This window comes from Dapis purpurea BLCC-M126 (assembly GCF_050015975.1).
Classification (GTDB): Bacteria; Cyanobacteriota; Cyanobacteriia; order Cyanobacteriales; family Microcoleaceae; genus Trichodesmium.
Window position 1 is genome coordinate 34100 of the sequence record NZ_JBNHER010000273.1, and the last position, 13053, is coordinate 47152.

At 35.8% G+C, this 13053-nt stretch carries 8 protein-coding genes; 7 read left to right on the top strand and 1 reads right to left on the bottom strand.

Going from position 1 to position 13053, the window contains the following annotated elements; genetic code table 11:
- Positions 1-798: 798 nt before the first annotated feature.
- The 5 genes from ACP6PL_RS25310 (at position 799) to ACP6PL_RS25330 (ending at position 9695) form a co-directional block, all read left to right on the top strand.
- Positions 799-2880 (top strand): thioredoxin domain-containing protein, encoded by a 2082-nt coding sequence (locus tag ACP6PL_RS25310; protein WP_426548114.1) that lies wholly within the window; start codon positions 799-801, stop codon positions 2878-2880.
- Between the two features lie 236 nt (positions 2881-3116).
- Positions 3117-4058: an endonuclease NucS domain-containing protein gene (locus tag ACP6PL_RS25315; RefSeq protein ID WP_426548100.1), complete on the top strand. Its 942-nt coding sequence runs from the start codon at positions 3117-3119 to the stop codon at positions 4056-4058.
- A 473-nt stretch (positions 4059-4531) separates the two neighbouring features.
- Complete coding sequence (locus ACP6PL_RS25320) at positions 4532-5485, top strand: glycosyltransferase family 2 protein (protein WP_426548101.1); 954 nt, start codon at positions 4532-4534, stop codon at positions 5483-5485.
- Positions 5486-6179: 694 nt separating this feature from the next.
- Complete coding sequence (locus ACP6PL_RS25325) at positions 6180-8105, top strand: cation:proton antiporter (RefSeq protein WP_426548102.1); 1926 nt, start codon at positions 6180-6182, stop codon at positions 8103-8105.
- Positions 8106-8255: 150 nt separating this feature from the next.
- A complete protein-coding gene (locus ACP6PL_RS25330; RefSeq protein WP_426548103.1) occupies positions 8256-9695 on the top strand; it encodes a protein kinase domain-containing protein in 1440 nt (479 codons plus the stop codon).
- A gap of 616 nt (positions 9696-10311) precedes the next feature.
- On the opposite strand, the gene ACP6PL_RS25335 is transcribed toward ACP6PL_RS25330, so the two are convergent.
- Positions 10312-12000, bottom strand: a complete 1689-nt coding sequence (locus tag ACP6PL_RS25335) for an FG-GAP-like repeat-containing protein (RefSeq protein ID WP_426548104.1) — start codon at positions 11998-12000, stop codon at positions 10312-10314.
- Positions 12001-12256: 256 nt separating this feature from the next.
- Here ACP6PL_RS25335 and ACP6PL_RS25340 point away from each other — a divergent pair, with 256 nt between their 5' ends.
- Both ACP6PL_RS25340 and ACP6PL_RS25345 read left to right on the top strand, forming a co-directional pair.
- Entirely contained in the window at positions 12257-12391 is a 135-nt protein-coding gene (locus ACP6PL_RS25340; RefSeq protein ID WP_426548105.1) for a hypothetical protein, read from the top strand.
- Positions 12392-12403: 12 nt separating this feature from the next.
- Positions 12404-12535 (top strand): hypothetical protein, encoded by a 132-nt coding sequence (locus ACP6PL_RS25345; RefSeq protein WP_426548106.1) that lies wholly within the window; start codon positions 12404-12406, stop codon positions 12533-12535.
- Positions 12536-13053 lie beyond the last annotated feature (518 nt).

Consider the following 13053-nt stretch of genomic DNA (forward strand, 5'->3'; position numbering starts at 1 on the left):
AATTTTTCGTCTACTCCCTCTGATTAAAAACACAAAAAAATCTTACAGCTTTGGTGGGAAGACCATTTAATAACTCCCCGATAAAAAATATTCCTTACCGAAAAACTAAGGTTTAAAGCTTCTCCTTTCAGGGAGAAAAATTTTTCCTTTTAACCAATCCTATTCTTAAAAAGAAGAGGTAAGTAGGTAGGCATAAATAAAGGTCAAAATAAAAAATATGAAAAAGGACTTATAACCTAGTCTTCAAAATGTTTTCACTGCCGATGAATTTTTATTGCTATTGTACCGATAATTAAGCCCACCTACTTAATAATTAACAATTAATTATTAATTATTGAATTGCCTCGATAATTTACCAGTAAAAATATTTCATTCAGCCGAATCTGTTAGAGTTAATGTCTAGATAAATTTATCTGAGCAAAAGAAGATTTTTGTCAGACAAATTTCTAGTCTAGTCCTTCTTTGGAATAAAGATAAAAAAATTCAATAGCTCTAGTTTTACACTCAATAGACAGAAGGCAACCAACAAAATTTTTATCATTAAATCAAGAGTAAGCATTAGAATTAAATCATAAGAGTTTATCTAAATCAAGTCCCAAAAACAATAGTAAGTCTGCTTCGGTGTGATAATGAGTTAATAACTCATAGCTGTTAACGTAGTTCCTATGCAGGAGGCTAGCTGAGGGCTGAATGCTTATAAATTATAAATACGTTATAATCTTCAGCAAAGTTAATTATCTATACTTAAAAACACTCAGATAATTGACAATACGATCCGTAATTATGGGAAACATTAATATGACTAATCGTTTAGCTAAATCCCAAAGTCTTTATCTTCGCAAACACGCAGAAAATCCTGTAGATTGGTGGCCGTGGTGTGAGGAAGCTTTAGAAACTGCAAAACAACAAGATAAACCTATTTTTCTATCAATTGGTTATTCAAGTTGTCACTGGTGTACAGTTATGGAAGGAGAAGCATTTTCTGATGATAAAATCGCCCAATATTTGAATGAAAAATTTTTACCAATTAAAGTAGATCGAGAAGAAAGACCTGATGTAGATAGCATCTATATGCAGGCATTACAGATGTTAACTGGGCAAGGTGGTTGGCCGTTAAATATATTCTTAACTCCTGATGATTTAACACCTTTTGTTGGTGGTACTTATTTCCCTGTTGAACCTCGTTATGGACGACCAGGATTTTTAGAAGTTTTGCAAAAAATTCGGGTTTTTTATGACTTAGAAAAAAACAAACTTGACTCTTTAAAAACAGAAATATTAAATGGTTTAAGGCAGTCAGTTTTATTACCAGAATCAGAAGATTTAAGCGAAGAAGTATTACAAAAAGGCTTAGAAGTTAGTACCGCAATTATTAGCGATCGCTACTCCCAACAAAGCTTTCCAATGATGCCTTATGCTGAAGCAGCTTTACAAGGAACAAGGTTTAATTTTGAATCTCAATATAATGGCAATGAAATTTGTTTAAAAAGAGGATTAGATTTAGCTTTAGGGGGAATTTATGATCATGTAGCGGGTGGTTTTCATCGTTACACAGTAGATGCTACTTGGACAGTTCCCCACTTTGAAAAAATGCTCTATGATAACGGTCAAATTGTTGAATATTTAGCTAATTTATGGAGTGCAGGATATCAAGAATTAGCCTTTAAACGAGGAATTATTGAAACAGTAAATTGGCTAAAAAGAGAAATGACAGCATCTGCCGGATTTTTCTATGCTTCTCAAGATGCTGATAGTTTTACTACTCCAGATGAGGTCGAACCAGAAGAAGGAGCTTTCTATGTTTGGAGTTATAAAGAATTAGAAAATTTGTTAACTTCGGAAGAATTATCCGAACTCTCAGAAGAATTTTTTATCACATCTAATGGTAACTTTGAAGGAAAAATTGTATTGCAAAGAAAACAAGCAGGAGAGTTAAGTGAAACTGTAGAAAATTCTCTATCTAAATTATTTGAAGTGCGATATGGCGCTAAACCTTTCAATCTAGAAACTTTTCCACCAGCAACGAATAATCAAGAGGCAAAAAATAATAACTGGCCAGGCAGAATTCCCGCAGTAACAGACACTAAAATGATTGTTGCCTGGAATAGTTTAATGATTTCTGGTTTAGCAAGAGCAGCCACAGTATTTAACAACTTAGAATATCTAGAGTTAGCCCTTAATGCTACTAATTTCATCATCAAAAATCAGTGGGTTGATGGACGTTTTCATCGCCTAAATTATGAAGGAAAAGCTGCCGTGATTGCCCAGTCAGAAGACTATGCCTTGTTTATTAAAGCATTGCTAGATTTACAGCAAGCTTCGATTAGTTTAGAAACTGCATCAAATCCTAATTTTTGGTTAGAAACAGCCATCAAATTACAAGATGAATTTGATGAATTTTTATGGAGTCTTGAAGCAGCAGGTTATTACAATGCTCCTACAGATGTTAGTGGAGAATTAATATTACGAGAAAGGAACTATATTGATAATGCAACTCCCGCAGCAAATGGCATAGCAATTACTAATTTAGTACGTCTATCTTTGCTAACTGAAGAATTGCATTATCTCGACCGAGCTGAGTCAGCTTTAATAGCTTTTAGCAGCATAATCAAAAAATCTCCCCAAGCTTGTCCAAGTTTATTTGTTGCCCTAGACTGGTACAGAAATCAAACTTTAGTCAGAACTTCTGAAGCAGAAATTTCTAATTTAATTACTCAGTATTTTCCTACTGCTATTTATAAGAGAGAAACAGATTTACCAGAAAATTCTGTAGGGTTAGTTTGTCAAGGTTTGATTTGTAAAAAACCCTCTTTGAGTCAACAGGAATTATTAGAACATTTAGAGCAAAGTCAAAATCGTTGGGCGAAAATTGATAATTAATAATGGATAATGGATAATTGATAATTAATAATGAAAACTATAGTGTTTTCAAATGAGATGTCAATATCTCAAATAAAAACGCTATATCTCTAATTATTAATTATCCATTGTTTTATATTCTTTACCGTTGCCCATTCTCCCAAACCTCCATACCTTTTTAATAGCAGTCTGTTTCCACATCTCAAATAAAAACGCTATATTTCTAATTATCAATTATCAATTATCCATTATTTTATATGTTAAGTAACGCATCTTTAAAAAAGACTGGCTCGGGATGGGAATTTGTCAGTGAGGAAATTTTAGAGGATTTTCTTTATGAACATTTGGAAATTTTACTGGGTTTAAATATCTTAAATAGACAATATATTGTGAATAATCAAAGGTGCGATATTTTAGCTGTTGATAGTCAGAAAAAATTAGTAGTTTTGGAGTTGAAAAATGTTGAGGATAGGGGAATTGTTCAACAGTTGACTCGTTATTATGATGCTTTGTTAGATGAGAAACCTTTTAGTGACAAAGTTGATTATCAGCAACCTGTAAGATTAGTAGCAATTACTCCTAGTTTTCATCGGGATAATTTTACAGATAGAAAGTATCATACTCTTGATTTTCAGTTTTTGGAGTTTTCTGTTATTCAAGACGAGGATAAGTTTTATCTTTGTTTGAAAGATGTTGATAATGGAGAGATTTCAAAGGCAATTCTTCCCTATCAAGAACTAGAAAATGATTTAGATATACCAGCTCCACCTAAAGCACTTTTGAAAGTTGTAAATAATTTAGATGCTCAACAACAAGAAGAGATTTTTAGGATTAGAAAAAAAATTCTAGGGTTTGACAGTAGGATGCGAGAATTTTATTATGCTGGCAGTGTTAGGAGATATGGTAATGGTAATAATAAAACCAGCAAATTTTCTGCTGAATTTTGCTCAAATACTAAAGGTGAATTAATATTGTTTCTATGGCTACCTTTACAAGATAATAAAAGAATAGTAAGAACATTAGTATATACAGATTGGAAAGGTAAATTAATTATTGTAGGTACTTGTCGTAAAGGGATTGGTGTACACCATTTACGTGGAATGATAGGATCCGTCAGAGTTAAACGTATTAAAACTGATGATAAATCTCTAGACTCATTAGTTGACTTAGCACTCCAAAAATGGTTAGAAAGAATTTGAAGAAAATTATAGCAATCGTAAATAATTTGTGGAAAAAACTGTAATTTTCTGGTATTTTCATCCGATTTTTACTTGGGTTGAGAGACAAAACCCCTACAATAAAATAGTACAAATTATGAAGATCGGGAGTTATTTAGGGATGATAAAAAATCAGAGGAAGCAACAACACGACAAGAATTAAAAACACAAGTTTTAGATGCCGATAAATCTCTAGACTCATTAATTGATTTAGCACTCCAAAAATGGTTAGAAAGACTTTGAAAAAATTTTATATCAAATCCCACTTATTCTCTACTAAAAAATATAAGTAACACTACTCAAAAATTAAATTATTGACTCACGCTCCACACATTTGCTAAAATACACTTAATATTCTTAATTCATACAAGTATGTATGACCCAGAAATAAGGTCTCAAACCTCCGACTTCAACGGTCGGTACTGATAACTGATAACTAATAACTGATAACTAAAATGACTCAACCAATATTATCAATTGTAGTCCCCACAAGAGAAGGACTTCCCGAATATTGGCTCGAATCTCTGTTAAAAATTAACGGAGATGTAGAATTAATATTAGTTCATCCTCCAGGAATGAAAAAACTCCCAATTAGCGACCCCCGAATGCAGCAAATCAATAGCTCATTTCGTGGAGAAATAATTCAAAGAATGACAGGACTAATGAATGCTTCAGGAAAATATATTTTAACAGTAAATTGTGATGAACTTCTCTATCCAGATATTGCAGAAGTAACCAAACAATATTTTACAAAATTCCCCGATAGTTGGGTTTTAAGACTTAATAGAAAAGAAGTAACATACGGTGATGAAGCAGGATTAAAATCTCCTTGGGAAGCATTACATAATATTGATGATATGAAGACTTGTGGTGTAAGGAATGGGGATCAAAATTTACAGAACCAACCAAATTATATGGTGGAAATACCCATAGCTCCCTTGCATAATAAATTCGATCCATTTTGTATGTTAAGAGGAAGAAAAGATCATCAAGGATGGCATACAGAAAACTTTGATAAAAAGGTATGGAAAAATGAAATTGTACAAGCAACTTTAGCAGATATTAGAGATGCGATGATTTTGTCGGGACCATTCAAATATTTTCCTTTCTGGTGTCTGGATAGATTATTAGGTCTGTCTATTCAAGCAAAGTATTATGAGCAGGGAAAAATTATCGGTCATAAATTGCCAAAACCAGAACAAATTAGGATAGAAGATAATCCTCCTGAATATAAAAGAACTAAAAGATTTTATGTATTTGCCGAACTTTTGTTACTGAAAAATAATCCGCAATATGGTTATCTCTGGAATTTGATTTTAGCTCAATTAACAGAAATACCTGTAAGAGCAATTTCTTCTATAAATCGGCGGTTATCTGGAAATAAAATGCAGAAAATTACTAACGGATAAATTAGCAATTATCAGTAAATTTGAGAGATGGCTAGAAATCCTCAGTATTCAGGTAGGGTGACTATCGGACTAACGATTTACACTAGGCAAGAGAAATTGACTCTAACCATTTCTTAGAGTCAGGCTCTCTTCATTAATTAGTCTAAAGAGACATCTCATCTAAAGTCTTTTAATCACTCAAATTACTTATCACATTATTTTTTTAAATTAAAATTATACCATCTGGATAAATATTTACGCTACCTATCTAGATACCGTGCTTCGTATCAAGACTTTTTTGTAACATTATTTTATCAAATTGGTACTATATAGAGAGATTATCTCTAGTTATGCAAAAGTGAAAAAACTAGGTATAGTTGCACTTTGGTTAATAGTAGTTATAATACAAATGAGATTTATATATTTTTGGAGAAAGATGGGCAAAAATTAGCCCATATATACAGGAATAAATTAGGCAAAAAAACAAACTGATGAAAAAGTAATAAACTTGGTAGTTAAATCGTTTTATGCAAATAATTGCTGTAAAAAACCTGGTTTTGAATCAAAAACTAATTAATCAAAAAAAATAATAACTTTATCCCTAAATTAGAAAAAAATCTAGAAAAACTAACCAGCAAAAATTATAAAGAGAAAAATTCAGAGCTAAAATCTGAACCCTTAGCAAAAAAGCTGGTAAGCCTGGGAAAAAACGCTTATGGAAATACCGTTTAATATAACTCTGCTGATTATCCTGACAGTAGCCAGTGGTATAGGTTCCCAAGTTGTGGCAGCCTACCTTAAAGTACCTGCAATAGTCTTTTTGCTACTGTTTGGTATTTTAGTAGGTAAAGATGGCTTGGGCCTAGTACATCCAAATCTATTAGGCAGTGGTCTAGAAGTTATAGTCTCTCTATTTGTAGCCCTAATCCTGTTTGAGGGGGGGCTCAATTTGGAACTCAGAGAGTTAGGAAGAGTTTCCGGCAGTATCCGCAACTTAGTGACCATAGGGACATTAATCACACTAATTGGTGGAGGTATGGCTGCTCACTGGTTAGGAGAATTTCCTTGGCCGATCGCATTTCTTTATGCCTCCCTAGTAGTAGTTACAGGGCCAACAGTAGTAGGACCATTACTAAAACAGGTATCAGTAGACCGAAAAGTAGCTACTTTACTGGAGGGAGAAGGAGTTCTCATCGATCCTGTAGGAGCAATTTTAGCTGTATTGGTACTTAATATTGTTTTAAATGAAGGTGCTGACCCTTTAGGATTATTTAGAGACCTAGTTGTGCGCTTAGGAATGGGTACTATTATTGGTGCAGCAGGAGGTTGGCTACTTGGGTTTGGTTTGAAAAGAGCAAAGTTTCTCTCTGAAGAATTAGCAAATTTAGTAGTTTTAGCTGCTCTTTGGGGAATGTTTGGCCTAGCAGAACAAATTCGTAGCGAATCAGGATTAATGACTACAGTAGTAGCAGGAATGGTAGTTGGGGCAGCCGAAATACCAGAGTTAAGACTAATCAGACGGTTTAAAGGGCAGCTAACAATGCTAGCTGTTTCGGTATTATTTATCTTGCTAGCAGCAGACCTATCCTTAGCAAGTGTAGTTGCTCTAGGTTGGGGAAGTGTATTTACAGTTTTAACCTTGATGTTCTTGGTTAGACCTCTCAATATATTACTCTGTACTTGGAATAGTCAGCTTAATTGGCGACAAAAGATGTTTGTGAGTTGGGTCGCTCCCAGAGGGATAGTTTCCGCTTCAGTTTCTTCTCTGTTTGCCATCTTGTTAACTCAGAAAGGTATCAATGGTGGTGATTCTATTAAAGCTTTGGTGTTCTTGACTATTATGATGACGGTTTTTAGTCAAGGACTAACCGCAAGGTTTGTGGCTCAATTTTTGGGAATTACTTCTAGTGCTGCTAAAGGTGCTGTTATAGTCGGTTCAAATCCTCTATCTCGACTAATTGGCAAAATATTTAAGGATAGGGGTGAATCAGTGGTACTAATTGATACAGATGAGGAAAGTTGTAAACAAGCAGAGACAGAAGGTTTACAAGTATACAAAAGTAGTGCTTTAGATACTAATGTCCTAGAAAAGGCAGGTTTAGAATCAGTAGGAACTTTCTTAGCAATGACCAAGAATGGGGAAGTGAATTTAGTTTTGGCTCAAAGAGCAGCAGAAGAATTTAAGCCTCCAAGGGTATTAGCTGTTTATCCAAAAAGTCCCCAAGAGAAAAATCATAATAATAGTAAAGATAAAGTTCAACAAGCATTTACAACTGAGTTAAATCTAAAAAGTTGGAATCAATATCTTTCTGATAAAGAGGTGAAATTAGGTGAAACAGTGCTGAAGCAATTGGGATTTGAGTTTCAAAAGACTCACCTCAAAGCACTAATTAAGTCTGGGGAGTTGATTCCACTTTTGATTCAACGGGAAGGAAGTCTTCAAATATTTCCAGCTACTGAAAATTGGCAACCAGGCGACCAGATTATTTATTTGCTGCATGACCCGAAACCTAAACTTCTGAAACGATTATCTGGTTCTCAGCAGAAAGATCTAACTATAGAAAGACATCCGGCAGTTGAAGAAGTACCTATTCCTACTGTAGTTCTAGAAACTGACTCTGACAAAATACCAGCTAAATGAGGTTGGGAGATGGGGAGATGGGGGGATGGAGAGTAGGGAGCAAGAATATAGATAAGGCAAAACTACTTAAGTTCTCAAAAAAATGTATTTTTCAATGCACTTTTTCAGTAGGAGGTACTGATAACTGTTAACTGATAACTAATAACTGAAATGAGCTACTGCCTCAACTCTGAATGCCGAAAGCCATATAATCCATCTGAAAATAGATTTTGCCAAAGCTGCGGAGCTAAATTGCTACTGGGCGATCGCTACCGCCCTATTAAACCGATTGGTCAAGGTGGCTTTGGTAAAACTTTTTTGGCTGTGGATGAACATAAACCCTCCCTGCCCAGGTGCGTAATTAAACAATTTTTTCCCCAAAATACTGCTAATGCAGAAAAAGCTGCTGAGTTGTTTCGTCGGGAAGCTATTAGACTTGATGAGTTGGGTCAACATCCCCAAATTCCCGAATTAATGGCTCATTTTCAACAGGGGGAGCAACAATATTTAGTCCAAGAATTTATTGATGGGCAAAATTTGGAGCAAGAGTTGGTTACCAATGGGACTTTTACAGAAAATCAGATTCAGCAATTACTTTGGGATTTGTTGCCTGTGTTGGAATTTGTCCACGAACAGCAGGTAATTCATCGGGATATTAAACCAGAAAATATTATTCGGCGCAATTCTATTACGCTTCCTGATGGTGGAGGGGAAATTAAAGGCCAGTTGGTGTTGGTGGATTTTGGAGCAAGTAAGGTAATTACGGACTCTTCCCTGGGCAAAACTGGAACTATGATTGGTAGTGCGGGATATGTGGCCCCGGAACAGTTAGCGGGGAAGGCGGTTCCTGCGAGTGACCTTTATAATTTGGGGGTTACTTGTATATATTTGTTGACTCAAGTAGTGCCTTTTGAGTTGTTTGATGTCCTTGAAGGTCAGTGGGTTTGGCGACAATATTTACAATCTAATATTAGTGAAGAATTGGGGATAATTATTGATAAGCTTTTGGCTCCGAATATTAATGAAAGGTATCAGTCTGTAGCAGAGGTTTTAACAAAATTAGAGTCCGTTAAATATCAGAAAAGTTTTGCTGCTTCGGGTTCTCAAACAGGTGGTAATAATCCTTCCTTGTTAACAAAAATGCTAGGGGGAATTCCGCAAATTCTTAAAGGTCGAATTATGCAAGAATTTGGCAAAACTGAGGAGGCGATCGCTGCTTATGATAGAGCTATTAATATTCGACCTCATAATTATGATGCTTGGTATAAGAAGGCTGAGGTTTGTTATCAGTTAAAACGTTATGAGGAAGCAATTTTTTGTTATGAAAAGACGGTAAAGTTACAACCGAATCATTGGCAAGGGTGGCGGAATTTAGGGGTTTTGTTTTATCAATTTAATAGATATGAAAAGTCTGTGGAAAGTTATTTTAAGTCCTTGGATATTCAACCAGAACAACCGATGGTTTGGTTGTGGTTGAGTTTGGCAATTAGGAAGTCTGGAGATGAGCAAAAAGCACAAATGTGTTTGGAAAAGGCAAGGCAAAGTTTACCTAATAGTCCGGTGGAAACTGCAGACGTTTTATGGAGAGCTTGGGAGAAATTGATTCAGTGATTTAAAAGGAAGAGGAAAGAAGGAATAAAGAAAAATGATAAAAATATTACCAATTCCCCTACCACTCTACAGAATAATAGGGAAAACTTTTCGCTTTAATATCATGTCCGGATAATCAGTGATAAAAAAGTTTTTGTTTGTAGTAGGGCTTCAGCCCGATATATACTTAGGGCTGAAGCCCTACTACGAACTTTAATTATAACTATTCAACCGGACAAGATATAACTCCCCCGGTGGGAAGTCCCGCGCTATCCCGTTTCGGCTGTCGCCGACATGAAAGGCGGAGCCTAGCGGCAGCTATAAGGGGAGCGTCGTATGGGAAAGCCGGGCGTTATCTATGTGGTTCGTCCTAATTCTCTATGTATTTTTTTAGCACTGAAACACTTACACCACCACAGCTAGCAATAAAGGCTGAAGAATCCCGCGTTGTCGCGTAAGCGCAACGTCGGGAGTATTTCAATGCTCTTTGTTTGTAGGAATTTGGCAAACCGTGGCAGGTGTACCTTTGTTCGCAAAAGTGACTTTTGCGGTTCAGGAGGCGTTAAAAAACATGGCAGAATACCATTTTCCAGTAAATAATTTTGGGGATATCATCGGGAAAATACTACAATACTGACTAACTTCTGAGGAAGAAATCATCTGCTGCCAATGAAGCAGTATTTGTCAAAGTGGCAAACTGATCTCCATCACCAAAACCAGCTTCACTACCATTAGCATTATAGAATAAATTACCATTTAAACTATTGTAGACAATTACTGCATCAACTGTTTCTGCAAGCTCATCACTGGTTACTGTTATAAACTCATCAGCTATACTGAAGCCCGTTCCTGACTCACTGTTAATAGCACTAAAAGTTGTAAGATCGAGAAGAATAATGTCTCCAGTGCCTCCCTGAGTTTGAGAAAAATCGGTAATACTATCTATACCTAAATCTTCTGACTGAAACGCTTGATTCGTATTAAAAATAAAGCGGTCAATACTAACTCCTCCTGTAAGTTCATCGTTGCCGGTTCCACCATTGAGACGATCGCGACCTTGACCACCTCTGAGAGTATCGTCACCATTACCACCAAACAAGCGGTCAAAACCCTGACGACCTGCTAAAATATCGTCGCCGTCTTTTCCGTAGAGGGAGTCATTACCCCGACCGCCAATAATACTGTCGTTTTCTGTGGTACCAGGTAGAATATCGTTGTCCCTACCTCCTCTAATCAAAGGACCTGTATTTAGCAAGAGAGAAATGTCTGTTGCAAAAGGCCCTTCGTCCGGCCCGAGTTTGGCAACTACTAGGTCTAGGCGATCGTCTTCGTTAAAATCTCCACTAGCTACAGCTCTAGCTGTATTTCCTACTCCTACGTCATTTCGATTATCAAAGTTTCCAGTTCCATCCCCTCGCAAAATTGAGGCACTATTGCTGAAAAAGTTAGCAACTGCTATATCTAGAATATTGTCACCATCAAAATCTCCTATTCCAACATCTGTTGGATTCAAACCTACAGAGAAGTCAGCACGCTCAAAAGTACCATCCCCATTTCCTAAACAGACTGAAATACTATTATCATCTGCGTTAGCGACTACTAAATCTAGATTCCCATCTTGATTGAAATCGCCAGACTTAATCGCATTAGGTCGCTCTCCTCCTTCAAAGTTAATGGGCTCGTTAAAAGTACCATCCCCATTTCCCAATAGGAGGGAAACGTCATCGCTAAAAGCATTAACAACAACTAAATCTTCATTCCCATCGTTGTCAAAATCTCCTACTGTCAGGTCAAAAGCTCCTGTTCCAAATAAAATATCTGAGCGTGGGGCAAAACTACCTTGACCGTCTCCTAAAAGAATTGAAACCCCATCTACTCCACGGTCTGGGTTGTCTTCTCCACCTCCAAAGTTAACAACCGCTAGATCTAACTCTCCATCACCATTAAAATCACTTGCTTCCAAGTTAGTAGCGAATGTCTCTACTGGAAAATTAACAGGAGCCTCAAAATTACCTGACCCATCTCCAAATAATACTGAAACATTGCTCTCGAAAGCATTACTAACAGCTAAATCTAATTCTCCATCACCATTAAAATCCTCTGCTATTACAGAGGTAGGTCCTTGTCCAACTGAAAAATTGGTCGGGTCACTGAAATTTCCCGTACCATCTCCGGATAGGAAAGAAACGTCATTACCTCCAAAATTGACAACGACTAAATCTAAATTGTCATCACCGTCGAAATCATTAGTTACAACAGATATAGGGCCTGTTCCAACTTCTACATCAGTCCGGTCAAAGGCAACAGAAACAGTGAAATCTTCCATATAGTGAAATTGATCTAAGTTTATTTTAAGTGATACGGATGTATTATAGTATCAAAATCTTGGAAAAAATGTGATTATTTGTTGAAAAAAATCTCTACCTAATTTCCTAGAAGTTGACATCCTCGATTTGTCCATGATTTGACACATCGTCAAACTCGAACTTACTTATAAAATTGTAATAGGTCATTTACCTGTAAATTTGGATAATACACTAATTGCCAGCAATAGCGATCGCCAAGCATAAATAGTTTGAGCGGTGTTACCAACCTATATTGTTGTCCTTGATTTGACATCGTGTCAAACTTTTGGTTATCAAAATATCACAGTTAAATTACCTGTAAATTTAGATGATAGACTAATTGTCGGCAATATTATTGATCGCCAAGCATAAATAGTTTGAGCGGTGTTACCAACCTATGTTGTTGTCCTTGATTTGACATCATGTCAAACTTTTGGTTATCAAAATATCACAGTTAAATTACCTGTAAATTTAGATAATACACTAATTGCCAGCAATAGCGATCGCCAAACATAACTAATTTAACAATATTTTCACAATTGAGTTGTCCGTGATATTACGCGCTGTCAAACTTTTTTCATCATCTATGTTATCGGTAAATTTTGGTAAAGTGCCTGTAGGTTAGACAATACATACTATGGGAGCAATAAAGATCGCTACATTGTATGACATTGCCAAATATATCTTACAAGTTGACATCCTCATATTTGTCCCTTATTTGACGTGCTGTCAAACTTAAGCTTATGAAATTACATCAGATAAATTACCTGTAAATTTAGATAAGACACTAACTAATTGCTAGAAATAGCAATCGTCAAGCATAAATAGTTTAACAACAGTTTCTACTAGTCATAATTGTCCTTGATTTGACGTGCTGTCAAAGTTAAGCTTATGAAATTACATCAGGTAAATTACCTGTAAATTTAGATAAGACACTAACTAATTGCCAGAAATAGCGATCGCTAAACATAACTAATTTAACAACTGTTTCCAATTCCGATTGTCCTTGATTTGACGTGCTGTCAAACTTTTTG

Bases quoted from the DNA above. Each gene is read 5' to 3' on its own strand.
- ACP6PL_RS25310 (WP_426548114.1), top strand. From the start codon at position 799: ATGACTAATCGTTTAGCTAAATCCCAAAGTCTTTATCTTCGCAAACAC.
- ACP6PL_RS25315 (WP_426548100.1), top strand. From the start codon at position 3,117: ATGTTAAGTAACGCATCTTTAAAAAAGACTGGCTCGGGATGGGAATTT.
- ACP6PL_RS25325 (WP_426548102.1), top strand. From the start codon at position 6,180: ATGGAAATACCGTTTAATATAACTCTGCTGATTATCCTGACAGTAGCC.
- ACP6PL_RS25320 (WP_426548101.1), top strand. From the start codon at position 4,532: ATGACTCAACCAATATTATCAATTGTAGTCCCCACAAGAGAAGGACTT.
- ACP6PL_RS25335 (WP_426548104.1), bottom strand. From the start codon at position 12,000: ATGGAAGATTTCACTGTTTCTGTTGCCTTTGACCGGACTGATGTAGAA.
- ACP6PL_RS25330 (WP_426548103.1), top strand. From the start codon at position 8,256: ATGAGCTACTGCCTCAACTCTGAATGCCGAAAGCCATATAATCCATCT.